This is a genomic window from Bacillus jepli (assembly GCF_047238305.1).
In the GTDB taxonomy this organism is placed as follows: Bacteria; Bacillota; Bacilli; order Bacillales; family Bacillaceae_L; genus Ferdinandcohnia.
Window position 1 is genome coordinate 3,307,995 of record NZ_JBDFMO010000001.1, and the last position, 26,251, is coordinate 3,334,245.

Annotated in this window: 36 protein-coding genes and 1 pseudogene; 27 read left to right on the top strand and 10 right to left on the bottom strand. The window is 38.3% G+C overall.

Annotated elements, in window-relative coordinates; translation table 11 throughout:
- The first annotated feature begins 118 nt into the window (after positions 1-118).
- The 12 genes and pseudogenes from ABC371_RS16910 to ABC371_RS16965 all read left to right on the top strand — a co-directional run bounded on the left by ABC371_RS16910 (position 119) and on the right by ABC371_RS16965 (position 10,879).
- Complete coding sequence (locus tag ABC371_RS16910) at positions 119-274, top strand: YjcZ family sporulation protein (protein ID WP_412897853.1); 156 nt, start codon at positions 119-121, stop codon at positions 272-274.
- Positions 275-482: 208 nt separating this feature from the next.
- A pseudogene (locus ABC371_RS16915) lies at positions 483-1,403 on the top strand (NAD(P)/FAD-dependent oxidoreductase).
- A 110-nt stretch (positions 1,404-1,513) separates the two neighbouring features.
- On the top strand, positions 1,514-2,869 hold the full coding sequence (locus ABC371_RS16920; protein ID WP_412897854.1) for an aspartate aminotransferase family protein: 1,356 nt from the start codon (positions 1,514-1,516) through the stop codon (positions 2,867-2,869).
- A 20-nt stretch (positions 2,870-2,889) separates the two neighbouring features.
- Positions 2,890-3,582, top strand: a complete 693-nt coding sequence (locus tag ABC371_RS16925; protein WP_412899380.1) for a CoA transferase subunit A — start codon at positions 2,890-2,892, stop codon at positions 3,580-3,582.
- On the top strand, positions 3,567-4,208 hold the full coding sequence (locus tag ABC371_RS16930; RefSeq protein WP_412897855.1) for a 3-oxoacid CoA-transferase subunit B: 642 nt from the start codon (positions 3,567-3,569) through the stop codon (positions 4,206-4,208). The genes ABC371_RS16925 and ABC371_RS16930 overlap by 16 nt, the downstream gene beginning before the upstream one ends.
- A 14-nt stretch (positions 4,209-4,222) precedes the next feature.
- Positions 4,223-5,494, top strand: a complete 1,272-nt coding sequence (locus ABC371_RS16935) for a peptidase (RefSeq protein ID WP_412897856.1) — start codon at positions 4,223-4,225, stop codon at positions 5,492-5,494.
- Between the two features lie 36 nt (positions 5,495-5,530).
- Complete coding sequence (gene ablB / locus ABC371_RS16940) at positions 5,531-6,388, top strand: putative beta-lysine N-acetyltransferase (protein WP_412897857.1); 858 nt, start codon at positions 5,531-5,533, stop codon at positions 6,386-6,388.
- Between the two features lie 61 nt (positions 6,389-6,449).
- Entirely contained in the window at positions 6,450-7,823 is a 1,374-nt protein-coding gene (locus tag ABC371_RS16945; protein WP_412897858.1) for a sigma-54 interaction domain-containing protein, read from the top strand.
- Between the two features lie 72 nt (positions 7,824-7,895).
- Positions 7,896-9,308: a lysine 2,3-aminomutase gene (kamA, locus tag ABC371_RS16950; protein WP_412897859.1), complete on the top strand. Its 1,413-nt coding sequence runs from the start codon at positions 7,896-7,898 to the stop codon at positions 9,306-9,308.
- A 24-nt stretch (positions 9,309-9,332) separates the two neighbouring features.
- A complete protein-coding gene (locus tag ABC371_RS16955) occupies positions 9,333-9,605 on the top strand; it encodes a YokU family protein (RefSeq protein WP_412899381.1) in 273 nt (90 codons plus the stop codon).
- A gap of 66 nt (positions 9,606-9,671) precedes the next feature.
- Positions 9,672-9,890, top strand: coding sequence for a YozE family protein (locus tag ABC371_RS16960; protein ID WP_412897860.1), 219 nt, complete (start codon positions 9,672-9,674; stop codon positions 9,888-9,890).
- 296 nt (positions 9,891-10,186) lie between these two features.
- Positions 10,187-10,879 (top strand): hypothetical protein, encoded by a 693-nt coding sequence (locus tag ABC371_RS16965; protein WP_412897861.1) that lies wholly within the window; start codon positions 10,187-10,189, stop codon positions 10,877-10,879.
- On the opposite strand, the gene ABC371_RS16970 is transcribed toward ABC371_RS16965, so the two are convergent.
- Positions 10,876-11,073 carry a hypothetical protein gene (locus ABC371_RS16970; RefSeq protein ID WP_412897862.1) on the bottom strand — a complete coding sequence of 66 codons (198 nt, stop codon included), beginning with the start codon at positions 11,071-11,073 and terminating at the stop codon, positions 10,876-10,878. The genes ABC371_RS16965 and ABC371_RS16970 overlap by 4 nt on opposite strands.
- A gap of 147 nt (positions 11,074-11,220) precedes the next feature.
- On the opposite strand from ABC371_RS16970, the gene ABC371_RS16975 reads away from it, so the two are divergent.
- Both ABC371_RS16975 and ABC371_RS16980 read left to right on the top strand, forming a co-directional pair.
- Complete coding sequence (locus ABC371_RS16975; protein WP_116350842.1) at positions 11,221-11,391, top strand: YozD family protein; 171 nt, start codon at positions 11,221-11,223, stop codon at positions 11,389-11,391.
- Between the two features lie 116 nt (positions 11,392-11,507).
- Positions 11,508-12,278 carry a sporulation protein gene (locus ABC371_RS16980; protein ID WP_412897863.1) on the top strand — a complete coding sequence of 257 codons (771 nt, stop codon included), beginning with the start codon at positions 11,508-11,510 and terminating at the stop codon, positions 12,276-12,278.
- Positions 12,279-12,321: 43 nt separating this feature from the next.
- Here ABC371_RS16980 and ABC371_RS16985 read toward each other — a convergent pair whose 3' ends face one another.
- Positions 12,322-12,468, bottom strand: coding sequence for a hypothetical protein (locus tag ABC371_RS16985; protein ID WP_488192751.1), 147 nt, complete (start codon positions 12,466-12,468; stop codon positions 12,322-12,324).
- Positions 12,469-12,482: 14 nt separating this feature from the next.
- Entirely contained in the window at positions 12,483-12,617 is a 135-nt protein-coding gene (locus tag ABC371_RS16990) for a hypothetical protein (RefSeq protein ID WP_412897864.1), read from the bottom strand.
- A 132-nt stretch (positions 12,618-12,749) separates the two neighbouring features.
- Between ABC371_RS16990 and deoD the strand changes: the two genes are divergently transcribed.
- From deoD to ABC371_RS17005, 3 genes are all read left to right on the top strand, one after another.
- Positions 12,750-13,454 (top strand): purine-nucleoside phosphorylase, encoded by a 705-nt coding sequence (gene deoD / locus ABC371_RS16995; protein WP_412897865.1) that lies wholly within the window; start codon positions 12,750-12,752, stop codon positions 13,452-13,454.
- A gap of 60 nt (positions 13,455-13,514) precedes the next feature.
- Complete coding sequence (locus tag ABC371_RS17000; RefSeq protein WP_412897866.1) at positions 13,515-15,707, top strand: amidohydrolase family protein; 2,193 nt, start codon at positions 13,515-13,517, stop codon at positions 15,705-15,707.
- 88 nt (positions 15,708-15,795) lie between these two features.
- A complete protein-coding gene (locus tag ABC371_RS17005) occupies positions 15,796-16,035 on the top strand; it encodes a hypothetical protein (protein ID WP_412897867.1) in 240 nt (79 codons plus the stop codon).
- A 56-nt stretch (positions 16,036-16,091) separates the two neighbouring features.
- Here the strand turns inward: ABC371_RS17005 and ABC371_RS17010 are convergent, their stop codons facing one another.
- The 4 genes from ABC371_RS17010 to ABC371_RS17025 are packed head-to-tail and all read right to left on the bottom strand — an operon-like array spanning position 16,092 to position 17,134.
- The gene (locus tag ABC371_RS17010; RefSeq protein WP_412897868.1) at positions 16,092-16,328 is read right to left on the bottom strand and encodes a hypothetical protein; all 237 of its coding nucleotides are present in this window, start codon (positions 16,326-16,328) and stop codon (positions 16,092-16,094) included.
- A gap of 45 nt (positions 16,329-16,373) precedes the next feature.
- Positions 16,374-16,607: a hypothetical protein gene (locus ABC371_RS17015; RefSeq protein WP_412897869.1), complete on the bottom strand. Its 234-nt coding sequence runs from the start codon at positions 16,605-16,607 to the stop codon at positions 16,374-16,376.
- A gap of 12 nt (positions 16,608-16,619) precedes the next feature.
- Complete coding sequence (locus ABC371_RS17020; RefSeq protein ID WP_412897870.1) at positions 16,620-16,871, bottom strand: hypothetical protein; 252 nt, start codon at positions 16,869-16,871, stop codon at positions 16,620-16,622.
- Positions 16,872-16,894: 23 nt separating this feature from the next.
- A complete protein-coding gene (locus tag ABC371_RS17025; RefSeq protein WP_412897871.1) occupies positions 16,895-17,134 on the bottom strand; it encodes a hypothetical protein in 240 nt (79 codons plus the stop codon).
- 154 nt (positions 17,135-17,288) lie between these two features.
- On the opposite strand from ABC371_RS17025, the gene ABC371_RS17030 reads away from it, so the two are divergent.
- The 4 genes from ABC371_RS17030 to ABC371_RS17045 all read left to right on the top strand — a co-directional run bounded on the left by ABC371_RS17030 (position 17,289) and on the right by ABC371_RS17045 (position 19,883).
- A complete protein-coding gene (locus tag ABC371_RS17030) occupies positions 17,289-17,759 on the top strand; it encodes an Hsp20/alpha crystallin family protein (protein WP_412897872.1) in 471 nt (156 codons plus the stop codon).
- A 26-nt stretch (positions 17,760-17,785) separates the two neighbouring features.
- The gene (locus ABC371_RS17035; protein ID WP_412897873.1) at positions 17,786-18,637 is read left to right on the top strand and encodes a hypothetical protein; all 852 of its coding nucleotides are present in this window, start codon (positions 17,786-17,788) and stop codon (positions 18,635-18,637) included.
- 94 nt (positions 18,638-18,731) lie between these two features.
- Entirely contained in the window at positions 18,732-19,541 is an 810-nt protein-coding gene (gene mutM, locus ABC371_RS17040) for a bifunctional DNA-formamidopyrimidine glycosylase/DNA-(apurinic or apyrimidinic site) lyase (RefSeq protein ID WP_412897874.1), read from the top strand.
- A gap of 75 nt (positions 19,542-19,616) precedes the next feature.
- Complete coding sequence (locus tag ABC371_RS17045) at positions 19,617-19,883, top strand: phosphocarrier protein HPr (protein WP_412897875.1); 267 nt, start codon at positions 19,617-19,619, stop codon at positions 19,881-19,883.
- A gap of 44 nt (positions 19,884-19,927) precedes the next feature.
- On the opposite strand, the gene ABC371_RS17050 is transcribed toward ABC371_RS17045, so the two are convergent.
- A complete protein-coding gene (locus ABC371_RS17050; protein ID WP_412897876.1) occupies positions 19,928-20,161 on the bottom strand; it encodes a hypothetical protein in 234 nt (77 codons plus the stop codon).
- 178 nt (positions 20,162-20,339) lie between these two features.
- On the opposite strand from ABC371_RS17050, the gene ABC371_RS17055 reads away from it, so the two are divergent.
- From ABC371_RS17055 to ABC371_RS17065, 3 genes are read left to right on the top strand one after another with little or no spacing between them, the layout of a single operon-like run.
- On the top strand, positions 20,340-20,684 hold the full coding sequence (locus tag ABC371_RS17055) for a YojF family protein (RefSeq protein ID WP_412897877.1): 345 nt from the start codon (positions 20,340-20,342) through the stop codon (positions 20,682-20,684).
- 42 nt (positions 20,685-20,726) lie between these two features.
- Entirely contained in the window at positions 20,727-21,392 is a 666-nt protein-coding gene (bshB2, locus tag ABC371_RS17060) for a bacillithiol biosynthesis deacetylase BshB2 (protein WP_412897878.1), read from the top strand.
- A gap of 46 nt (positions 21,393-21,438) precedes the next feature.
- Positions 21,439-21,723, top strand: coding sequence for a hypothetical protein (locus ABC371_RS17065; RefSeq protein ID WP_412897879.1), 285 nt, complete (start codon positions 21,439-21,441; stop codon positions 21,721-21,723).
- Between the two features lie 368 nt (positions 21,724-22,091).
- Here ABC371_RS17065 and ABC371_RS17070 read toward each other — a convergent pair whose 3' ends face one another.
- A complete protein-coding gene (locus ABC371_RS17070) occupies positions 22,092-22,247 on the bottom strand; it encodes a hypothetical protein (RefSeq protein ID WP_412897880.1) in 156 nt (51 codons plus the stop codon).
- A gap of 62 nt (positions 22,248-22,309) precedes the next feature.
- On the opposite strand from ABC371_RS17070, the gene ABC371_RS17075 reads away from it, so the two are divergent.
- Positions 22,310-23,140 carry a deoxyribonuclease IV gene (locus tag ABC371_RS17075; RefSeq protein ID WP_412897881.1) on the top strand — a complete coding sequence of 277 codons (831 nt, stop codon included), beginning with the start codon at positions 22,310-22,312 and terminating at the stop codon, positions 23,138-23,140.
- 66 nt (positions 23,141-23,206) lie between these two features.
- Here the strand turns inward: ABC371_RS17075 and ABC371_RS17080 are convergent, their stop codons facing one another.
- Positions 23,207-24,571 (bottom strand): MATE family efflux transporter, encoded by a 1,365-nt coding sequence (locus tag ABC371_RS17080; protein WP_412897882.1) that lies wholly within the window; start codon positions 24,569-24,571, stop codon positions 23,207-23,209.
- A gap of 182 nt (positions 24,572-24,753) precedes the next feature.
- Between ABC371_RS17080 and ABC371_RS17085 the strand changes: the two genes are divergently transcribed.
- Positions 24,754-25,992, top strand: a complete 1,239-nt coding sequence (locus ABC371_RS17085; RefSeq protein ID WP_412897883.1) for a DHH family phosphoesterase — start codon at positions 24,754-24,756, stop codon at positions 25,990-25,992.
- Between the two features lie 104 nt (positions 25,993-26,096).
- A complete protein-coding gene (locus ABC371_RS17090) occupies positions 26,097-26,183 on the top strand; it encodes a putative holin-like toxin (RefSeq protein WP_223254366.1) in 87 nt (28 codons plus the stop codon).
- Positions 26,184-26,251 lie beyond the last annotated feature (68 nt).

Here is a 26,251-nt window from a genome sequence, read left to right on the forward strand (position 1 = left end):
TACTATACTATTTTTATATAATAAATAAAAGTTAGGAAAAAATAGGCACTAGCACATACAGTACAACCCATAGGCTCATATCTTATAAGTGTAACGAAAAAGAAAGGGAGATGACACTATGCACTACGGTGGATGCGGATGCTACGATGGATATGGGCACGGATATGGATATGGTGGATATGGATACGGTGGTTATGGCTATCACCATGGCTTTGTATTAATTGTCGTACTATTTATCTTATTAATTATTGTTGGTGCTTCTTGGGTACGTTAAATATATACAAAGCAATGAATAGAGAGGTTCCTTTCACTAATAGTGAAGGGAGCCATTTTTATTTGCGATAACAATTATATGTATACTGCAATTGTAAAGTATACGAAGGTTTATCATAAAAACATTATGTAAACTTGTGGGTTTTTTGAATAGATGATTACCCTCAAAACAAATGATAAAAGGTACATGTCTTTATTGAGGTGAGAGAATGGATAATCAATACGATGTCATCATTATTGGTGGAGGAATTGCGGGTTTACAGGCAGCGATTCAACTTGGAAGGTATAAACATAAAATTGCTGTAATTGATTCAAATGACGGTCGTTCCACAATTTGCAGAAACTACCACAACATCTTAGGCTGGCCAAATGGCGTCAGTGGGGAAACATTAAGAAATCTAGGGAAAATGCATGCTGAACGTTACGGTGTTTCTTTTATTCAAAATGAAGTAGCAAACATTGAAAAAAACCAAGATGCTTTTCAAATCCAGTGTTGAGGTGGCGATGCATTTTTGGCAAAACGGTTACTACTTGCAACTGGTGTAAAGGATAATATTCCTTCTATTAAAAACATTAATAAATGCCTTGGTCTAACTATCTATGTATGTCCTGATTGTGACGGCTATGAAGTCGTTGATAAGCATGTGATTGTAATCGGTTCTGGTAAGACCGGGGCGAACATGGCACTGACGTTATCCTATTTTACAAGAGATATAACTTTCATCAATCATGACTGGAGTAACTTAGACCACGATGTGATGTTGAAGTTGGATCAAAGGGAAATTACTCATATCCAAGATGAAGTGGAGGAGATTCTACTTGATGAAAAAACCTCTGATTTGAACGGGGTACGCTTGAAAAGCGGAAAAATTATGGAAGGTGAACGTGGATTTTTGGCGTTTGGGGGAAACGAGGTTCGAACAGAACTTGCATCCCAGCTCGGAATTGAACGTTTAGAAAATAAACATATCATCGTAGATCCAAGAACCAAAATGACAAATATTGAACATGTGTGGGCTGCTGGTGATATCGCGGTACATTCTGAGCAAACCACAATCGCCATGGGGGACGGAATGCAAGCAGCCATTTGGATACATAAAAGCCTTTTGGATGAAAAAACCTCCGAATAACGAAATTATCATTCTATACATACATATGATGTAATAATAGGCTTTTTATTTATTTAAACGCTTACATTTTATGATGCACGGCAATACCATTTTGGCGAGGAGGGTTCGTAATGGACGAAACCCGCTTGATAAAACCTTTATTGGATAAGGATTATCCGATGATCAGCCATGGGGATGGAATCTATTTATATGATACGAACGGTAAAAGATACATCGACGGATCATCAGGGGCCATCACGGCAAGTATCGGTCATGGCGTCAAGGAAATCATTGAAGAAATTGAAAAACAGGCTCACAAAATATCATTTGTTTACAGGTCACAATTCACAAGTGAGCCCGCTGAGCAATTAGCCAAAAAACTAAGTGACCTGGCAAAAGGCGGTGAATACTGGTCTTTTTTTGTGAACAGCGGTTCTGAGGCTACTGAGACCGCAATGAAAATTGCCATTCAATATTGGCAGGAAAAAGGCATCAAAGGAAAAAACAAAATTTTATCCCGCTGGATGAGTTATCACGGAATCACGATTGGCGCACTTTCTATGTCCGGACATACCGGAAGAAGAGCCCGCTTCGTTCCTTTATTAGAGGACTATCCAACCATTCAGCCGCCATATTGTTTCCGATGTCCATTTAATGCCACATTTCCAACTTGTAACCATATGTGTGCAACAGAATTGGAACAAGCAATCAACCGAATTGGGGCGGAACATATTGCAGCCTTTATCGCCGAACCGATTATTGGAGCAGCAGGTGGGGCGATTGTCCCGCCTGAAGGTTATTATCAAGTCATAAAAGAACTCTGTGAAAAGCATCACATTTTATTTATCGCCGATGAGGTCATGACTGGCATGGGGCGCACCGGTAAAATGTTTGCCCTTGAGCATTGGGATACAGAAGCAGACATCATAGCTCTTGGTAAAGGGATGAGTGCAGGCTACACACCAGTTGCTGCTACCCTCGTTAGTGAAAAGGTAATGGAACCCATACAGAAGGGGTCAAAACTCATCATGAGTGGACACACCTATAGTGCAAACCCTCAATCTGCAGCAGTTGCTTTAGCTGTCGTTGATTACATCGAGTCTCATCATCTCGTTGAAAAATCTGAGAAACAGGGAAAATATCTCAATACAAAACTACAAGAATTACAAAAAAAACATCCAATTATTGGTGATGTTCGCGGAAAAGGACTGATGTGTGGTATCGAGTTTGTGTCAGATATGATCACGAAATTTCCTTTTAAAAAGGAAATTGATCTAACATCACTTGTTGTTTCTCAAGGGCAGCATAATGGTCTTCTATTATATCCAGCGGCTGCTGGGATCGAAGGTATTGGTGGTGATGCCATCCTTGTTGCTCCACCACTAACAATCACAAGAGAACAAATCGATGAGCTAATCGAACTCCTTGATCAAACATTAAAAGATGTGGAAATGGAATTAAGGAATAATGGTGTCATATCAGCCTAATATGGAGGTGTCATAGATTGATTGAAAATCGCTACAATAAAATTTCAACTCTAGAAGAGGCACTCGTACGTATCAATAATGGAACAACCGTAATGTTTGGGGGCTTTGGTGGGATTGGAAGCCCCCCAACTCTTATTGATGGATTACTTGAGAAAAATGTCAGAGATTTGACTTTGATAGGAAATGACACAGGTTTTCCTAATATAGGAATTGGAAAACTCGTAAGCCGCGGTCATGCCAAAAAATGCATTGTATCCCATATTGGTTCAAATCCGGTTGCAGGACAATTAATGACGGAAGGAAAAATGGAAATTGAATTTTCCCCACAAGGGACGCTTGCCGAACGAATTCGTGCAGGCGGAGTAGGACTTGGTGGTATTTTAGTAGATGTAGGAATTGATAATGAAATTGTATCAAATGGGAAACAAATCATTCATGTTGACGGTACGGATTATCTTTTAGAAAAGCCACTAACTGCTGATGTTTCCATTATTTTTGCAAAAAAGGCCGATCCATTTGGAAACCTTGTCTATGACAAAAGTGCCCGAAATATGAATCCGCTTGTAGCAATGGCAGGTAAATTCACGATAGCCGAGGTTGAAGAAATTGTTCCACTTTCTGAACTTGACCCAGAGGAAATTGTGACGCCTGGAATTTATGTCGATATGATCATCGAAAGCAGAGGGGTGAATTGGAAATGGGTATGGGAGTAGATATTCGCAACGCAATCGCCAAGAGAGCAGCCCAAGAGATTAAGGATGGAATGATTGTAAATCTGGGAATTGGCATTCCTTCCCTCGTTCCTAATCACCTACCTCATGGAATAAATGTCATGATCCATGCAGAAAACGGTATTTTAGGGATTGGTCCAAGCCCAGAAAAGGGTAGTGAAGACGAGAACCTTTGCAATGCTGCAGGATACCCAGTAACAACAGCAATTGGTTCTTCCTATTTTGATAGTTCAATCGCCTTTGGCATGATTCGTCGCGGGTATATCGATATCACCATTTTAGGCTCGCTCCAGGTCAGCGAAAAAGGTGACCTTGCAAACTGGATTGTTCCTGGCAAACGCGTTCCAGGTATGGGCGGAGCAATGGAACTAGCACAAAAAGCGAAGAAAGTCATTGTCTTAATGAATCATATCGACAAGCATGGAAACTCCAAGATTGTCAAGGAATGTAGTCTTCCACTCACCTCGAAAAGCTGTGTCAATCTCATCATCACCGATATGGCTGTGATTGAGGTGAAGGAGGATGGACTTCATTTGCTTGAAGTAATGGCTCCTTTTACAGTCGAAGATGTCGTCAAAAATACAAGTGCCGAATTGCAACTTTCCTAAGGGAGGAGAAGTGTGTGAGTGACAATAACGAAAAAGTTAAAGAGTGGATACAAGAAAACAAAAGCAAGGGGATACGTCTTTTAAAAAAGCTCGTTCAAGAACCGAGTCTCCAAGGGAATGAAAGGTCCTCGCAGGCGATTATTATAGAAAAATGCCGCCAGTTAGGGATGGAAATTGATATTTGGGAACCAAATGGTGCAGAACTGCTAAAGCATCCATATTTTGTATCACCTAGGTCCACTTTTCTCGATAGCCCCAATGTTGTCGGTGTCCTTAAAGGGACAGGAGGTGGGAAATCGCTTCTTTTAAATGGTCATATTGATGTCGTTCCAGAAGGTGATATTACACAATGGGAGATGGATCCATATTCTGCTGAAGTGAAGGATGGAAAATTATATGGGCGTGGTTCTACCGATATGAAGGGAGGGAATGTGGCACTCCTTTTAGCACTCCAAGCCATTAAGGATTCAGGTATTCAATTAAAAGGAGATGTTATCTTTCAAAGTGTGATTGAAGAGGAAAGTGGTGGCGCTGGCACCCTTGCCACCATTTTAAGAGGATATAAAGCAGATGGGGCGATTATCCCGGAACCGACAAATATGAAGATCTTCCCTAAACAACAAGGATCCTTATGGTTTAAACTTGATATTTATGGTCGGATTGCACATGGAGGCACAAGGTATGAGGGTGTTAGTGCGATCGAAAAAGCGATGACTGTGATCAATCATCTGTTAAAACTTGAAATGATTCGCAATGGTGCAATCAACGATCCTTTATATAAAAATACACCCATCCCTGTTCCAATCAATATTGGAAAAATTCAAGGGGGAACGTGGCCATCCTCTGTTCCGGACGTTGTTACAATCGAGGGTCGAATGGGCGTTGCACCAGAAGAAACAATCGACCACGCAAAAGCTGAAATGCAACAATGGCTGAAAAAGTTAGCCGAGATTGATAAATGGTTCGAGGAACATCCAGTTGAACTTGAATGGTTTGGTGCACGATGGGTACCTGGCACGATTGAACCTGATCATGAACTTATGAATCTTTTAAAAAATAGCTTTAAACAGGTGAAAGGGAAAGACCCTATTATTGAAGCTTCCCCGTGGGGTACAGACGGTGGGTTGTTAACAGCGGTAGGCAATATCCCAACGATTGTCTTTGGCCCGGGAACCACTGAGGTTGCCCATTATCCAAATGAATATATTGAACTTGAGCGAATGTTTGAAACGGCAGAAATTATCGCTCAAACGATTTTAGCATGGTGTGAAGTTTCAGAAGAATAATGATATGATGATAGAAACGAATTAAAAGGAGGTTTGATGTTGTCAGGTCAGAAGTATAGTGAACAAAAACAAATAAACGCCGCTACATATCAAGCAAGCATCGTCATAGATTATTTCAATCGCAGGCTAAGAGTATTAGAATATCGGGGGAATCTTTTTTCTCTTATAGATGAAGTTCACGAGATTGCCGTGCAGCACTCCTTTGAAAAAATGATTTGCATGGCAAAACGAGAAGATCTTCATTGTTTTATGGCTCGCGGTTACATGATCGAAGCAATGATTCCTAAATATTTTAATGGCAGTGATACCTATTTTGTAACAAAATACTTTACAAATGAAAGAAGAAACAGTGAAAAATGGATGGAAGAAGAAAAAATCATAACTGACATCTTACGAAACCCGCAGGAGAATAAGCAAACAGACACCGATTTTTTAATCCGCAAAGCAACACCAAAAGACGCAGGGCAACTGGCCGCGTTATATAATACTGTGTTTCAAATCTATCCAACTCCATTAACCAACCCAGACTATATTCAGCAAGTGATGAAGGAAGCGACCATTTTCTATGTGGTCGAAGATAACGAAACGATTATAAGTGCTGCCTCAGCCGAAATGAACACGACCTTTTACAATGCAGAACTCACCGACTGTGCGACGCTTAATGCCTATCGAAAACATGGTTTAATGAAAAAGCTCTTAGTTCAGCTTGAAAAAGAGCTCATGAACAATGGAATTTATTGTGCCTACTCGATCGCGAGAGCACTTTCATTTGGTATGAATAAAAGCTTTTACCAGTTAAGATACACGTATACTGGCAGACTCACAAACAATTGTTATATTTTTGATAAGATTGAAGATATGAATGTGTGGGTGAAAGATTTAACTGAGAAATGATTAGCCGAATTTTCGGCTCCAAACGCCGGAATTTCATCATCCGATTAGGAGGTGGAGATGCATGCAAATCGGAGAAGAACTCGTCATCGCCATATTAGATAGCATAGATGAAGCTATTCATGTTGTTAATGAGGAAGGAATCACCATCTTCTATAATCAGGTCGCAGCAGAGCATGATGGGCTAAGCCGCGAGGAGGTCCTTGGAAAGCATCTACTTGAGGTTTTTCCCTCCTTAAATGAAGACTCTAGTACTCTATTAAAGGTTATTCGCACAAAACAGCCGATTTTTCATCTCCCCCAAACCTATAAAAATAAATGGGGAAAGCTGATTGATACAGTGAATACGACCCTTCCAATTAAAATAAACGGTACCTTCGTTGGGGCTCTTGAGATTGGAAAGGATTACTCTAAAATCAAAGATTTATCCAATAAATTAATGGACCTACAATCAAAGGTTCGGGGTGTCTCAAAAAAGCCGAATGAAATTTACGGTGCTAAATACACCTTTCATGACATCCTGACGAAAAATGAGCGCTTCAATCATGTGAAGCAACAAGCAACTAAGGTTGCCAACTCTTCATCAACAGTCTTGGTGTATGGGGAGACTGGCACCGGAAAAGAGCTGCTTGTTCAAGCGATTCACAATGAATCAGCACGAAGACAGGCACCATTTATCGCCCAAAACTGTGCGGCCTTACCAGAAAGCTTATTAGAAAGCATTTTATTTGGAACCGTAAAAGGCAGTTATACAGGTGCGGTCGACCGTGCTGGGTTATTTGAAATTGCCCACGGTGGAACACTCTTTTTAGACGAAATCAATTCTATGCCACTCGAACTCCAATCACGATTACTTCGTGTGCTTGAAGATGGAATGGTGCGCAGAATTGGCAGTCCGAAAGCCCTTCAAGTGGATGTCCGGGTGATTGTTGCATTAAATAAATATCCTTCGGAGTGTGTGATGGCGGGGGAATTACGACCTGATTTGTATTACCGATTAAATGTTTTTTCACTTGAGATTCCACCATTACGCGAACGAATTGGAGATATCCCTTACTTAGTGGATCATTTTATCGGAATTTATAATCATAGCTTTCAAAAAAGTGTTTCAAAAGTGGACGATGGGGTTCTAGAACTTTTCGCGCGTTACAAGTGGCCAGGAAATGTACGTGAGTTAAAGCATATTATCGAGCATACGATGATCATGGCAGAAGGTGAGATCCTAACCCAAGAATTACTGCCTAATCATCTTGTCGAATCACAGGAGAAAGCTTCATTACCACCGTTAAGACCATTGCGTGAAGCAGTACAAGAAACGGAAAACACTTTAATTGAAGCGGCTATGAAAAAATCAGGTGGGAATATCAACAAGGCCGCAAAACTACTTGAAATTCCACGTCAAACCTTGCAGTACAAATTGCAAAAAAAGAAACTTTAATCGAAATCTCTTTTCTACTTTATAAGTTGGCATGCAACTTGCATGTTAATCAAAGTAGGGAGGAGATTTTTTATGCAGATGAACTTATATAAGCCTCAGCGTCATTGGAAGGATATTGAATTATGGAAGGATGTAACAGAGGAGCAATGGAATGATTGGATTTGGCAATTAACCAATACCATCCGCACAATTGAGGATTTACGTAAGGTGATTAACCTGACTCCAGAGGAAGAAGAGGGTGTTTTAATTTCGACAAAGACCATTCCTTTAAATATTACGCCTTATTATGCTTCGTTAATGAATCCTGATGACCCACGCTGTCCAATTCGTATGCAGTCAGTGCCAATTGGTAAGGAAATCTACAAGACAAAATACGATTTGGAGGATCCGCTAGAAGAAGACGAGGATTCCCCAGTTCCTGGACTGACCCACCGATACCCAGACCGCGTCCTATTTTTAGTAACAAACCAATGTTCGATGTACTGCCGCTATTGTACGAGAAGACGATTTTCCGGCCAAATCGGCATGGGAGTGCCGAAAAAACAGCTTGATGCTGCAATCGGCTATATCGCGAACACGCCTGAAGTGCGAGATGTACTCATTTCCGGTGGTGATGGTCTACTTATCAATGACAACATCCTTGAGTATATTTTGAAAAATTTACGGGAGATTCCACATGTTGAAATCATTCGGATCGGAACAAGAGCTCCAGTCGTATTCCCGCAACGAATTACTGAAAACCTGTGCAATATCTTAAAGAAATATCACCCAGTATGGTTGAATACCCATTTCAATACATCCATTGAGATTACAGAAGAAGCAAAGAAAGCATGTGAAATGTTGGTAAATGCCGGTGTTCCCGTAGGTAACCAATCCGTTATTTTAGCAGGTATTAATGACAGCGTGGAAATTATGAAAAAGCTGATGCATGATTTAGTTAAGATTAGAGTTCGTCCATATTATATTTACCAATGTGATTTATCTGAAGGCATCGGTCACTTTAGAGCGCCTGTTTCAAAGGGCTTGGAGATCATCGAGGGTCTTCGTGGTCACACCTCAGGCTATTCTGTGCCAACCTTCGTCGTCGATGCACCTGGGGGAGGCGGAAAAATTGCGGTTCAGCCGAATTATCTGCTTTCGCAAAGTCCGGAAAAAGTGGTGTTACGTAATTTTGAAGGAGTCATTACTACTTATCCAGAGCCAGAAAACTATGTACCTGGCCGTGCAGACGCTTATTTTACAGAGCATGTAGGATCTCTCGAAGATAAAAAATCAACTGCAGGTATAGCGGGGCTTCTAGGTGATGGATTCAACCTTGTCCCTGAAGGCATCAATCGAATTTCGCGGAGAAATAAATACAATGAAGATCCAACGCACAGCACATTAAAGGATAAACGTGATAAACGGGATGAGTTAAAAGAGAAAAAATACCAATCCACTTTGAAAAAAATGCAGGGAAATAAGGAAGAAGAGGCATCAAGCTAAAGATAGGAGGTCAAATCTTTGAAATTGAAATGTATGTGGTGTGAATCGGAAAAAGCACGTGAATCAACAAATAGTGTGTTTTGGGAGCTTCCAGATGGAACGCGTGCAATTGAAATTACGGAAACACCTAATGTTAGGTGTGAAGCTTGCGGAATGGAATATCAAGAAGAAGACATCATCAATGAAATCGAAGACCATCTCATGATTATCGACACAAAAAAACTTTCAAAAGCAATTCAATACAAGGAACTCATGAAGATTCCACGATTTTTGAAGCAGAATTACTTTCGTTTTTAGTTGACAGGACAACATAACGTGATAAAATGACAAAAAAATGGTTCGAGAGAGTAGGATGTGGTTGTCATGGGGAAGTCATTTTATCACTATATTGTGAAATTTCGTGCGGCGAAAGCGAAAGATGAGATTTGTCAATTTGCAAATGACGTTTATTTGGATCATAGCTTTCCAATTTATTCGAAGGATTACAATGAACTGAGCTCCTATTTAGAGCTAAACGGCCAATATTTAAAAAGTATGTCCATTTTTGATAAAGCTTGGGATCTCTATCAGAACGAAGATTGAATCTAAACCACCGTTTTGGTGGTTTTTTTAGTTTAATTTATCATTTCTTAAAATACTGTCACTATCGAAGATTTACTGTCACTAACCAATTTTACTGCCGCTATCCAACTTTTACTGCCACTAAAAAAACGAACAAATATACCTCTAAATCGAACGCATAACACCCACAAATTTTAGGCTCGCCAGTCCTTCATTTTTCTTTTCCCACAAGCCCTATTCCAATGCCGTTTTGTAAAAGACTTGCATATACTATCTCACACCCTTCAAATCGACATAATAGCTAAAGGGATGAGGACATGGATGGTAGAAGCAAAAAGCCAAAATATAAAATAGGGGATATTGTCGTTGTTACGTTATATGGAACAGTTGGGTCTGTAACAGATATCCGTAAGCTCGATGGGAATTTTCTTTATAAAGTAAATAAAGGCGAGGCATTCTATTCGGAATCGGCACTAACTTTGCTCTCTGAATACAAAGCAAAGTCGATGGAATTCGAAAAAATTGAGATTGAATATAAATATTATTTTGGTGACCTTGTCTTTGTTCAAGGATATGAAAATGACGTATTTAAAATTGTCGGGATACACACAGAAATTTGGAGATACAAAGAGGGTGCATGGGAGGATGTGATTTACGAATTAGCGAGAGTGACAGATGGTGAGTGGCTCGAAGCGGGAGAAGATGAACTCACACTACTTGCAGACTTTGATCAAGCTGAAACATTCCTTCAAACATATTCGCTGAAGTATTTTGTGAAAAAGAAAAACAAAAATGTGGGGATGTATGAAAATATGGATATCTATCGTAAATCCGAAAAAGATCATATGCGGATCAAAAAAGAGAAAAAAGAAATCATCGATGGCTTACTCGATGTTTACAACGACTACAAGATCCTGCACGAAATGTTCCAGGATCAGAAATATAAGGACGTTATGGATTTGGCGATGAAAAATCTACAAAAATTTGAGTCTGGGAAAGGTAACGATTAACTCATGAAAAAAGCTTGGACTAGAACATAAAAGAAATAAGGGATCCCTAAAAATAAAATAGTTGAAAATAATCCTTTTGTTACTTTTCCTAACACTTTATCGAATCCATCTCCGTCAATAAATTCAAGGAATTTATTTGTCTTTTTGACTTCTTCTTTTACTGGGAATTTTACAAGAACGGTATGCTTTGTCATGTGAACCCCTCCATTAGGCTTGTCCAATCTTTATATTTCATCCTATGTATGAACATTCGAAATCATGACTAAAAAATAAAATACATACAAAACTGACATAGGTGATGATTTTAAAACATACACCTTAAAGTAAAGGGGGCGATCATGCTGAAGGAAATTGAGGTTGTTATTGATACCGAGGAAATTGCAGAGTTTTTCTATAACGAACTTGTCCAAAGGGGATTTGCCCCAGGCGAGGAAGAGCTAGAGGAGCTAGCGGATATCACTTTTGAATATTTACTTTATAAATGTGTAATTGACGAAGAAAGGGAAGACTAAGTACATATCAGCGGCGGGAACCCCCGTCGTTTTTTTATGCCTAAAGTATTAAATTATTAGTAACCTTTTTCAGGTCAATTCGTATAGTCTTATATCAAGGTTATAGGGGGAGTACGATGTCATTAATAAATAAAATTTTTTCAAGTATTGGAATTGGTAATGCGAGGGTTGATACGAAACTTTCAACGGATCGACTAAAAGCCGGAGAAAAAGTAACAGGTTTCGTTGAGATTGTGGGTGGAAATATGGAGCAACAAATTGATGAGATATATTTGTCTGTCATGACCACATATATCAAAGAATTCAATGACAGAAATATAAATAAGCAAGCAACAATTGAAAAAATAAAGATTGTTGAACCGTTCGAGATTGGCAGTAATGAAAGACGTGAAATTCCGTTTTCGTTGGTGCTTCCACTGGATACGCCTCTAACATTAGGAAAAACAAAAGTGTGGATTCATACAGGGTTAGATATTAAAAATGCCGTTGACCCATCAGACAAGGATTATATTTCTGTTTCACCATCTCCATTAGTAGCAGGTGTGTTGAATGCCATCTATGATCTAGGATTTAGTCTTCGTAAGGTAGATTGTGAAGCTGCACCATATCGACTAAGAAAACGTCTTCCTTTTGTTCAGGAATTTGAATTTGTCCCAACTAGTGGCGCTTACCGTGGAAAATTAGACGAAGTGGAATTGGTGTTCTTTCCACAATCAGAACAAAAGCTAGAAGTTGTCATGCAGGTGGATAGACGTGCGCGAGGCCTAGGCAGCCTTATTGCAGAAGCGATGGACATGGATGAATCTTTTGTTAATTTCACAGTAACAGCAGATGATCTCCCAACAATAAAATCACAAATGAATCAAATTATTAGCCGTAATAGTTAATGATGGAAAAGGGCGCCCATAAATATGGACGCCTTTATATATTTCACTGATTATGTCCTGGTCCGTTTTTACGACCACCTGCAGCGGAAAATTCTTTTCCGTGTGCAATTTGCTCAGCTTCTATAGCTTCAGGTGGTGTATGATTATTTTTCTTAGGTGCATTAATTCTGTTGCGATTTTTTTTACCCATCATAATCCCTCCACTTACTTAGTTTGCATAAAGCCTTCTTTTTCCTTTTTCGATGTATTAGGTGGATTACCAACACCCTTTGTTGTGTCAGTAGCATTTGCATATTCTACAGCTTGTCGTAATTTTTTGCTCATTTTTTCTTTAGCCACGTAGGAAAACCCCCCTTAGGAATTGTTACAACCATAGCTTTCCCCATATTTTTGCGTTCATGTCTATTTTTAAGTAGAATGTATTTGTGGTAAGATAGGAAAAGTGCAAGATTTTACATAGGAGGAACTTGAATGAGTACACATATTGGTGCAAAGCAAGGGGATATCGCTGAAACGGTATTGCTTCCAGGGGATCCATTGCGTGCAAAATATATTGCAGAAACTTTTTTTGAAAATGTTACATGTTACAATGAAGTGCGAGGTATGCTTGGATTTACCGGTACTTACAAAGGAAAACGAGTATCTGTCCAGGGGACAGGAATGGGTGTTCCATCCATCTCCATATACATACATGAATTAATGAATGAATACGGTGTTCAAAACCTAATTCGCGTTGGTACTTGCGGTGCAATTCAGAAAGATGTGAAAGTACGTGATGTTATTTTAGCGATGACGTCATCAACAAATTCTCAGATGAACCGCATCAACTTTGGAAGCGTGGACTATGCGCCAACAGCTTCATTTGATTTATTAAAAAAAGCGTATGATGTAGGTTCTGAAAAAGGACTAAAGTTAAAAGTAGGAAATGTCTTCACAAGTGACGTGTTTTACAATGAAAATGCAGAATTAGAAAAATGGGCACAATATGGCATTCTTGCTATTGAAATGGAAACAACTGCACTATACACTTTAGCAGCGAAATTTGGTCGAAATGCATTATCCGTATTAACGGTTAGCGATCATATATTAACTGGAGAAGAAACAACAGCCGAAGAACGACAAACAACATTTAATGATATGATCGAGGTTGCTTTAGAGGCAGCATTGAAAGAATAAACGTAGGGGAAAAGATTTCGAGTTTCGGGATTTTTTCCTCTTTTATTAAGGTGATGAATAATGGGAAATCGTATTGTTAAATATGGCGTTATGCTTGCAATCGTCCTGTTTGTCGTCTTTTTCGGTTCAAAACTTATTTCTCCTTCCGAGTCTTATACCGATACCGATGAAGCGGTAAAGAGTCAATTGATTGTAAACGGGTTCAAGATAGATGGGATTACGTTTTATGGGAATCAAGTACTCGCCATTCTTGAAGAAAAGGGTGAAAAAAAACTTTATATCGGAGACCGCAATCAATCCTTCATTGAAAATGTGAAACCATGGGAGGATTATCAGCTGCCAAACATGGCCGACAAAACCTACCAAGGAGTTGAAGTAAATCCTGATTCCCACCTGATGTATTTGTATGGGAAAAAGGAAGATGGTAGTAATTTTATGGAAATCATTAACATTGCTACAAAAGAAACTGTTTCTGAAATTCCGTTTGAGGATACAACAAAAATCAGCAATATTAAATTCAAAAATGGCTACATGGAAGGGATGTTGTACGCAAAAACGAATTCCGAAAAACAAAATGCGGATATCATTTTTAATACGCCAGAATTAAATTCTCATATGGATTTACTTACCGTGGAGCTACCATCGAAAAAAGCGACACTCGATTGGGTCGATGCCAATCCTGAACTTGAACAAATTGTTTATACCATTAAGGATCAGGGAAAGGTTTCGGCATATGTTCATGATCTAACAACGAATCAAACGGCACAGTTAAAAAAAGTAAATGGCGATAAGTTTTTATTCGACGGTGAACAACTTATTGGGTTTAAGTCAAAAAAGGACAAGCTTGCGATTAAAGTTTACGAATACAAGCATTCAGATTCTGCTGATGAGCAACAATCTGAAGCATATGATATCGTCATAAAAAATGGAATTGTCCTTGATCCAGATAAAGAGACTCTTAAAATTGGCTACCATGTTGGTATTAAGGATGACAAAATAGCGACGGTCACAAAAGCAACAATTCAAGGGGAGACTGAAATCGATGCGTATCAAAAAATCGTGAGCCCTGGTTTTATTGATATGCTATCGTTCAATCCAAGTCAGATGGGTGCGAAATATAAAATTGGTGACGGGGTTACTACGAACTTATCGATGCATGGATGTACCGTTGATTTTGATGGTTTTTTTAATCAATACAGCCAATATCCCACATCTGTAAATTATGGCGGTGCGTTGTATGCGGTCAGGTTGCGTTATGAAGCTGGTCTAGGCAATCACGGTACGCCGACACAGGAACAAATTGACTATATGGTAAAACGTGCCCGTGAGGAAATAAAAAAGGGGGCGCTTGCCGTTGCGTTTAGTCCTGAGTATTATCCTGGAACTTCTCCGGAAGAAATCAAAGCGATCATGAAAGTTGCAAAGGAATATGGGCTTGTTACTCATTTTCACGGTAGACATTCAAGTCTAACAGGAGAACATACAAGTATTGATTCTGTAAAAGAAGTTCTTGGCTATGCCAGGGAGTTGGATGCCCCTGTCCATTTCATGCATCTTCATAGTACAGGTGGAACAGGTGCGATGGAAAAGGCCCTTGCGCTAATTGAAGAAGCTCGATCAGAAGGGTATCAGGTCACATACGATGTTTACCCATACGATTCTTGGGCGACAAATATTTCGTTTGAACGTATGGCTGGAGACTGGCAGTCACGTTTTGGTATTACTTATTCTGATATTCAGGTTGCTGGAACAACCGAACGACTTACGGCTGAAACATTTCCGATTTATCGTAAAAAAGGTGGAATAGTAATTGTCTATGCGATGGAAGAAAAAGAGCTCATTCAAGCCCTTCAGGTGGATCATAGTATGATTGGCAGTGATGCGATAATGGATAATGAGTTCAACCATCCAAGAGGAGCGGGAACTTTTTCAAGATTTATTGGTCGATATATTCGTGACCTTGATGTTGTACCACTTATGGAAGGCATGAAAAAAATAACGATTCATTCAGCAAGACAGCTGGAGGACATTGCTCCAGCGATGGCAACACGAGGAAGACTTCATGAAGGTGCCACGGCTGATATTACGGTTTTTGATTATCATGAAATCATGGATACAGCAACAGCTGAAAAACCAGCTTCTTTATCAAAAGGCGTTGACTATGTGATCGTATCTGGACAAATCGCTAAAGATGATACCGGGGTACTAACAAACGTTAAAAATGGACAACCGATTATTGGCGTTTTTGAATAAAGCTTCTATGTTGAGCAGGCGCTTTTAACTAATATTTACAGCCTTATTCTTCTCAAAAACGCAAATACTTGTAATGAGGTGATTTATCATGAATCATGAGAATGATTATGATCGAGATCATGACCGTGAGGATGCGCTCACTGACGTAGCTTTAAAGGAGATTTTGGAAACTGCCTACAATGCAGAAACTGAATTGATGAGACGCTATTTAATTACCTCTGAGCGAATTTCGGACGATAATGAACTTAAAGAAAGACTCGCCAATTTCGCCGAAGGAAATGCCAAACGGACAAAACAGCTTCAAAATGAAATAGAAAAATTACACTAAATACTAAGCCACGGAGGAACTACCTTCGTGGCTTTTTTACTAGATTCTTTTTATAATCAAACGACACTATTTTTAACGGCATTGCTGTCACTGGCATCCGGGTCGAAAACAGCAGCCACTGGTACATTCGTCAGTGAAAAGTCTCCATTTTGTTCCCCAAATGCTTGATTTCGCTTATAAGTTACAAATTGATCAACGAGCTGAATGGATCCCATATTGGCAACAGACCCATTATCGATCGTATTAATTTTAAAACCAAGCACATTTAGAACCATTGGTGTGAATAAAACCATAAAACCACTCCTTTTTTAAGTATTGTAGTTGTTCAAGTAGAACTATTAAACAACACTTGATTTATTAGCCAAACTGTCAAGTGTATCCATATCCCATACCGATGAAACAGACATTAAAGTTTGGGGTAAGTCTCCGTTAATTTCGCCCAATCCTTGGTTTCGTTTGTAAGATACAAATTGATCGACATGTTGGCTAGGACCAAGATTTACGACAGCCCCATTATCGACAGAATTTATCTTAATCCCTACAATATTTAGATTCACTGGAGAAAATAGCATCCTATCACGTCCTTACAGTTTTGGCAGAGTGGCGCTTTCAAAAGAAGAATTTGAATCGAGATGATCTCGGTCATCGACAAGACTTCTTGTGCCTAAAAAATCACTTTCATCCCCCATGTTTTGACCAAAACCTTGATTTTTCTTATCCGAGTTATGCCATTCAGCTAAAAGGTTTTGCCCCACATTGATTGCTGAAGCATTTTCAAATGAATTTACTTTAATAATATGAATATTAATATTGATGTAAGGAACTGGTCCAGCCATAGAAACCTCCTTTTTGTTAATCTTTACATTTTCCTTTGATATATTTTTTGAGCATTAGAATCATTGGGCTCATTGTCAATTACGCCACTCGTACTGAAGATTTTCAGACTGCTATCTGCATGTTGTTGACCAAACCCCTGATTTTTCTTTCCTGAGACATTTCGATTTTGTTTTAATGTTGAACTAAAGGAAACAGACCCTAAATGATCCACATTATTCAGTTTAATATCTTTAATATTTATATTGATTGGCAAAAACGGCATACGGACATGACCCTTTCTCCTAAGTTAGTAATAAGTATGGCAACAAAACAGAAATTATGTTAGTCAGTTTACGAATGGAATTGAAAAAGAAGTAATAGGATTAACTAGAGAGGATAAAATTTTGATTTTAAATAGAGAACAAGGAGGATCCATCATGGATATGAATAAAATAATGCAATGGATGGATTTGGCCCAAAAATATCAAACCCCTGATTTTTGGAAAGACATATTTGACCAATCCTCCTTTGAAGATTTTATGAAGACTCAAGGTAGTGAGGGAGCGACCTCTCCTTTTGAATCCCCTGTACGAAATAAAAATTTTCCATCCACTGATATTTACATGACGGATAGTGATGTATTACTCATTGCCGAATTGCCTGGGTATCAAAAAGATCAAATTAGCTTATCTGTATCTGGGACAACCCTTTTATTAAAGGGAAACAGCAATATCGTGTATCCTGGAGAGCCGTTGCAGCAAGAAAGATATAGCGGTCCCTTTGAGCGAACGATTCAACTTCCTGAAGCTACATTCCCTGATCAGATTCGGGCATCTTTTAAAAATGGATTGCTCGTTATTACCTACAAAAGACAATTTAAGAATGAAGAGTACGTACCGATTGAATAATATGAAATAAGAGTGAGGAATAATAAATGCAAATTAAAGGGATATTTAATCAAAGAGGTACGAAAGACTCAGAAAATAACGAACTGAATAGATTGAACTTACGAATGAATGCACTGGAGGTTCAACTTAAAAAGCTTTTGGATTTTGAGAAGGAGCTGCGGCTTTCCAGATATAACTTCAAGGAAAAACCTCTTTCATCAAATGACAAAAAAAGGGACACAGTCCTTGATTTAATGCCTTTAATAGAAAAAGTGATTTTAGAAAAGATGGCTGTTTATCAACAACGAGAAAAAAAATTACAAACAAAAATTCAGCAGTTAGAGAGCCAAATGGCCGTTTTAGTGAAACGAGACAATGAAACACCAACACAAAGTGAAGGTCAAAAAACAGAAATAGCTCAAAGAGACAGCTTGCTACTTGATTCCCTAGAATCTAGACTCCTTTTGTTGGAACAAAATTTTGAAATGGTGTACGAAGAGCAAAAGATACTTGTGAAACAAGTAGAGGAACATCAACAACAAAATAATGGATGTTCCGAAAATCAAAAGGATGTAGATGACTCAACAGAAAGTCCCTTTCAAACCGTCTATATAGACAAGCTATATGTAGATAAATACGAACAGAATAATAATTTTGCACAACTCGGCATTAATAGTTTGAGTGGTTCCCTAAATATTGGGGCAACTTACGGAAGTGCACCACAAAAAATAAACGAACAAATAAAAAAAGATTTTGAAAAAATAAAAGCTGCAAAAGAGGAAATGCAAAATCCTAAAAGCGAAGAAGAATTCAATGACCAAAGCCATGAAGAATCATCCTCTGAATCTGAGAATCCTCAACAAGAAACCTACACAGAAATTGAGATAGAAGAAGATTGAGAAAAATCACCTCGATAATTTTGAATACAGTAGAAAAATATTCATACATGAAACCTTTGAAATAGCTTAAGCTAATTGAAAAGGTGGTGCCTTAATGCCAGAGTTACCGGAAATGGAAACGTATAAAAACCTCCTCCAACTAAAAATAGCAGGACATACAATTAAAGACGTCGAGGTAAATCGTGAAAAATCGATTAACAGCTCGGTTGCTGATTTCAAAAACGAACTAATCGGCAATAAGATCACCCAAATTCAACGTAGGGGAAAACATCTTGTCTTTAATCTTGCTAGCGGTAAAACACTGCTACTCCACCTAATGTTGGGTGGCTTAATGTACATTGAATCAGATGACGACACCATTTCAAGAACAAAGCAAGTAATACTGAGTTTTGCTTCACACAGGCTTACATTTATTGGTTTACGATTAGGCTACTTACATCTTTTAACGTCAAAGGAAGTAGAAGAAGAATTTGCAGACCTAGGTCAGGAGCCACTTGCGCCAAGTTTTACAGTCCAGGATTTTCAACAATTAACCGCAAATAAAAAGGGAAAACTAAAATCAACACTGGTTGATCAACAATTTATCGCTGGAATTGGAAATCGATATTCTGATGAAATTTGTTTTGCTGCTGAACTATTGCCGACCAGAAATCTAGATACACTTGAAAATTCCCAGCTTCTTAAGCTTCATTCATCGATACAATCTGTTCTACAGGAGGGAATTCGCTACGGTGGATACATTGATTTGCCTCTTTTTAACGGAGATCAACTAACCGGCGGTTTCGAAAAAAAATTTAAAGTCCATAATCGCGAAGGGGAGCCATGTGTTCGTTGTGGTTCGGTAATTGTTAAGAAAGATGTGTCATCTCGTAAAACTTTTTTTTGTGCAAATTGCCAAATCTAAAAAATATACTTGATTATCAAGGCGATTAATGGCTATTCTATAGGAGAATATATATTAGAAAGAGGGTTAAAAAATATGGCAGAAAAAACGTTTACTATTACAAGTGATGCTGGCTTGCACGCTAGACCGGCTACAAAACTCGTACATAAAGCAAGTCAATTTCAATCAGAAATTACACTTACCTTTAACGGAAAATCAGTTAATCTTAAATCCATTATGGGTGTAATGTCTTTAGGTGTACCAAAAGGCTCTCATATTGTGGTACAAGCTGAAGGAAATGATGCAGATGCTGCCTTAGAAGGAATTGAATCTGTATTAAAAGAAGAAAATTTAGGTGAATAATCTAAAGTAGAAAAACAACCATCTGTCTGGATGGTTGTTTTCTATTATGCTGTTTCTTCGTCTTCGTTCTTTGATAATACCAATGCCCCATGACGGATTAAGTATTGAAAATGAGAGATCGGAAAAACACCTTTTTGCTTCGATTCGAGCTCTATTCGTACAGATGATTGATTTATTTCAACAACTCTTAACGTTTTTGCTTCGCATAAGTTCGGAATGAATTTTGATGTTATGCCAAATTCCATATTATTAACAAGTTCAAGGTTTTCTCTTGCCAATTTTAATCACCACCTTCTCCATATAGGTAATATAACCAATAAAAAGAAAATCATACCAGATATACTGTGAATTGCAACTTATTTCATTTTTAAAATCGCATTATTGGAATTTTATTGATATAAAAGGTAATATTTAAATAGGATTAATTTATTTATTTAGAGTTTGGAGGATTCACATTTGAAACCGATAAAGAAAGAAGACGTACAGGAATTAATAAACCGTTTTGCCAATCAAAACGTTTATATTCACCTTGAAACCACAAACGGTGCATATGCTGTTCATTCAGGTGCTCGAAAAACATCAGCAGGTGCATTTATTCGAAATGCCCTTGTTACGTATACAGAAGGAAAAATCGTCGGAAATGACCCGTACCGTGTAGGTCTTAAGATGGACCTAGGCTGGATTTATGCAGAAGGCCTCACTGATTGGGAATTAGACGAGAAGGATCGATTATTACTTGCTGGACATGATGAAGAAGGAAAGCTAGCGGTCGCTCTTCAAATCAGTACTACCCCATTCTAGGGTAACTTTTAAAAGGCATATTTTGAATAAAGGAGTAGTAAAATGGAACGACATATTTTAATCGTACTACCTCATCCAGATGATGAAGCTTTTGGAGTATCAGGTTTTATAAGCTTAAACACCCAAAAAGGGGTTCCCGTAACATATGCTTGCTTAACATTAGGTGAGATGGGTAGAAATCTTGGAAATCCGTTTTTTGCAACGAGAGAGACATTACCGGAGATACGTAAAAAAGAGCTTAAAGAAGCTTGTAAGGCGTGTGGCATTACAGATCTCCGCATGCTAGGCTATCGTGATAAAACATTGGAATTCTTAGATCCTGAAAAAATCGCAGATTCCATTGAAGAAATTATCAAGGAAGTAAACCCTTCACTTGTTATTACATTCTATCCTGGACACGGTGTTCATCCTGACCATGACGCGACAGGTGAAGCTACCATTCGGGCCGTGAAGCGAATTCCGAAAGAAAACAGACCAAAGGCATATTGCAAAGCGATCACCCACGATCGTGTTGAAAAGATTGGTGAACATGATGTCGAATTCGATGTAAGTGAAGTATTAGACAAGAAAATTGCAACATTAAAAGCGCATCGTTCCCAAACAGAGGGGCTTATGGGCAATTTACTTCAGAAAATCGATAACAAAGAAAATGAAGTATTGGATTGGCTTCGTACTGAAGTATATTGGACCTATAAATTTGATGAGTAGGACTAGGAGCTTTGTGCTATTAGACATTAAAGGAGCTCTTTAAATCATGGAGAATGTTCCCGTTGATTATGATCGACTTTTAAAGGCATATCAATCACTTTGGATGAATAGAAGGTTGTGGCAAAAAGATCTTAGTAGCGAGGTTATCCTTCGGGCCACCATTCAGAGGGACTTGTACGATGAATTGACTCATCCAAGGCTACGAAAAACGCCGTATGAAAAATTTTTCATGGCAAGTAAACGAATTTTTGATTCTAGCTTACCAATTGAAGATAAACTTCACATTCAGCATGTGTATCTCGAAGAAATGGGAAATGTTAAGAATTTGTAAATAAAAAAAGAAAAAATTTACAAATAGTTCAAAAAGCAGTTGTACAATAACTGGGTTTCCTTTATAATCTGTGCATATACAAGCGTGGCTCGTCAAAATATCTCAGTATATCGAGTATTGAAAGGGGTATTTTTATGGAGATGAACATGTATATGGAAATATCAGTGATCTTATTTTTGATCTTTGCATTTTCCTTCGCACATTCGATTTTTAAAGGAACTCACAAAAGAGTAGCCAAAATCATTAGTGCAACGGTTATTAGTTTATGTTCATTGGTAATTATTTGGAGAACAGCAAGTCTATTATCATATTTTCATTCATTTTAAAGTGACGACCAACCAAAAGAGCGAATGGAATTTCGCTCTTTTTTATTGTTCTTCTCCCAAAATTGAACTAATTTTTTCAGGTGAAACAATATATAATCCCATTTCTTCTTCTAATTCCTCGATTGATTTATCAACGACCGTCTCTTCTTTTGATGGAAAGTTTTCCAAAATAATCACCTCGACAGCTAGTATGCCCATTCTTTGCATATTTCCTTACTAGATTGAAAAACTAAATGGTATATGTAAAAGGAGACAAAACCATGAGATTTGGGAGTCATATTAGTATCCGCGATGGGTATTTAGGTGCCGCTCGACATGCCACGAAAATTGGTGCGAAGGCGTTTCAATACTTTCCGAAAAACCCTCGAAGTCTGACTGTAAAAGAATTTGATCGTCATGATGCAAACGAATGCGCTAGTTATTGTAAAGCCCATGATTTACGTACAATTGCTCACACACCATATCCTACAAATTTAGTAGCTGATAAGGATCAAATAGGGATTGTTATCGATTCTTTATTAAATGATTTAGAGATTGCCAATGAATGCGGTTCGATTGGCGTTGTTGTTCATTTTGGAGTATTAAAAAATGCAGCGAATCCACTTGAAGGATATCAACGGATGATCGAAACTCTTAATGAAGTGTTATCGAGATGGGATGGGGAAACTCTTATCTTATTAGAAAATAATGCTGGAAAAAGTGGACCAACTGGGACAATGATTGAGGAGCTTGTACAAGTTAGACAACTGACTGATTTTCCGGAAAGAATCGGTTTTTGCTTAGATACGTGTCATCTTTACGCAAGCGGTGTTTGGGATGGAGATAATTGGCGTGAAGTCGAGACTAAAGGGACTGAGCTAGGTTATTTTGAACATCTTAAAGCTGTACATTTAAATAATTCCGTATACCCAACGAGGTCGATGAAGGACCGTCATGCTAATATTCCGTATGGGGAAATAAAGGTAAAGCAAATCAAGGAATATTTGTCGAGCTCAGTATTTGGCGATATTCCCTTCGTACTCGAAACACCTCATGAAAGTCATTTTTCTCATAAAGATGAGATCGAATTTTTGAACGAGTTGATGGAATAGTTGCCCATGACTATAGACGAATAGCTAAATCAAAAAACCAGCCTTCCCAAAAGGCTGGTTTTCGCTTTATTCCTCACTTAAATCGATTCGAGCTACTTTCTTTTGAACAATCAGTAAACGTCCAGATAAAGTAATTGCACCAGCGGCAAGTCCGACAATCAAGCCGATCCAATATCCGAACGCACCAAGGCTAGTATACTTAGCCAATACATACCCAACAGGCAATCCAATTACCCAATAGGAGATGAGTGTCATCACAAAGGTTGTGTTCACATCTTTGTACCCACGAAGTGCTCCTTGTATCGGAGCCGCAATCGCATCAGAAAGCTGGAAGAAGATTGCATAAATTAAAAATTGGGTTGTTAACGTAATAACAGCTTCATTTGTTGAGTACAGTTTTGCAATCGGCACTTGAAAAACAAAAATAATCATTGCACAGACGATTGCCATCAATACAGCAATACAAATGCCTAAAATGCTATATTGTTTTGCATCCTTAAATCTGTTTGCACCGACCTCAAAACCAACAACAATGGTTAAAGCCATTGAAATACTTAACGGAATCATGTAAAGCAAACTCGAAAAATTGATAGCAACCTGGTGTGCCCCAATCGTGATCGTATTAAATTCGCTCATAAGCAACGTTACAGCTGAGAAAATACTCGTTTCGAAAAAGATCGCAAACCCAATTGGCAAACCAAGCTTCAATATTTCAGCCCAGCTTGGAAGTGAAACAGCATAAAGTTTGCGAAATACACGATATTCGACAAATGGCGGTCGAGTTAAAATAATCCAAACGGCTATGATGACAATCATCCAGTACGTGATCGCAGTTGCATATCCAGCACCAGCACCGCCTAACTCAGGAAAACCAAATTTTCCAAAAATCAACAAATAATTAAACAGCACGTTAATTGGTAATGAAGAAAGAGTGATAATCATCGTTACACGCGTGTGACCTAGTGCATCAATAAAGGATCTCAACACAGAATACACAAAAAGTGGAACGATCCCGAATGAAAGCCCGATTATATATTCTTTTGCGATTTCACGAACCTCGGATTCAAGCTTCATGATGTCTAAAATCGGATCTAACACAAAAGAGCCAACAACGGCAACAACTAGTGCAATAACGATTGAGATATAAACACCCTGCATCACTGAATAGGGCACTTTATCCCTTTGTTTGGCACCGACATATTGCGCTATTATAGGGGTGATGGCTACTAAAATTCCAGACAATCCAGTATATACTGGCACCCAAAGACTTGATCCAATTGCTACACCGGCAAGGTCATTTGCCCCAGCGCGTCCTGACATCATCGTATCCACAAAATTGATAAGATTTAGACCTACCTGTGTAATAAGAATTGGAAAGAGGATATGCAAAAATAATTTATTTTTTTCTGTTAGACTAAATGTTTGGTTCATTACATGTTCTTCTACCTTCCATATTGATTAATGGATTATATCACAAAAATGACATGATTGAAGAGAAAATTTATTCTTACCAACATACAAGACTCGTTCTTTTCTCTTTTTTAGTGTAAAGTAGTAAATAGGTATGAAAATAACCTTTGTAATCGAAACTAAGAGTGAAGGGGGAATCCAACTTGATAAAGTTATTTTCAGATAGTGATTTAGATGGAGTAGGATGTGGACTTGTTGCCAAGCTTGCATTTGGTGATGAGGTTGATGTCTCCTATTGCTCATACCGAAACTTAAACGAACGTGTGGAAAAATATATTGAAAATCCTGAACACAATCAGGCAAAAGTATACATAACTGATCTTGCTGTCAATGAAAAAAATGAAAAGGCATTGGAAAAACGTCATAAAGCAGGGCACTACATACAGATGGTGGATCATCACAAAACGGCAATGCATTTTAATAAGTATGACTGGGGTTTTGTTCAGGCTGAATATGAGTCTGGAAAGAAAACCTGTGCTACTTCCCTGTACTATGAATTTCTTCTTGAAAAAAATCTCATTAACAAACATAAAGGATTAGAAGAATTTATTGAGCTTGTAAGACTCTATGACACATGGGAATGGGAATCTGAAAATCGGGTTGAAGCAAAGCGACTTAATGATTTATTTTTTATCATTGGAATTGAAGAATTCGAGGGAAAAATGCTTGAAAGACTTCAAAACAATCAAGATTCCTTTCAGTTAACAGAGGGTGAAGAGTTCCTATTAGATACTGAAGATAAGAAAATTGAGCGCTATATCCATTCGAAAAATAGACAAATCGTTCAGACGTTTATTGAGGAGTATTGTGTAGGAGTGGTTCATGCTGAGCAATATATTTCTGAACTTGGTAATGCATTAGGCAAACTAAATCCACATTTAGATTTGATTGCTATTTTAAATGTTGGAACGAAAAAGATTGGACTTCGTACAATCCACGATGATGTCGATGTATCAGAATTTGCCAAGCGATATGGTGGAGGGGGACATCCAAAGGCATCTGGTTGTTCACTTGGTGACACGGCATTTGAGCTTTTTGTAAAAAATACATTTCCATTGTATGCAATTCGCCATGATGCCCCGGAAAACGAACTTAATGTCAAAGGGAACGAGAATGGGACTCTTCTTGTAAATCGAAAAGGAGAAAAATCTTTTATCTTCAAAAAAGAGGACCAGTGGGTTGTTCATCATGAGAAGAAAACACTTGACGTAAAATTTTCATCATTTGAAGAAGCTGAGCGTTTTATAAAGCGTCAATTTGCAAGTGGCCTAGCCTTTGATAATGAACTTCTTTCTTACATTGGAGAGCATTTGAATAAGAAAGAAGATGCAATCAAAGCAAACCTTGAAGGTGCACTAGTGAGTATAAAGAACCAATTTTAAATGAAACGTGTGTTCGTATGGTAAAATGTGCTATAATAAAATGGCAATAGGTTGTCCATAAGGGTGGTCGGCTAAGCTCCCAAGTGAAAGGGGGTGATGCCTATATGACGATTTATGAGAGCCTTGTGATTATGCTTTCGTTTGCGTCTCTTGTTGTTGCGATTTTATCTTTTGACAACAATAAAAAATAGACCTCCCTTTTTCCGCTAAAAATCGGGTGAGGTCTATTTCATTTTAGGCTGATCCTCTTAGTGGGACC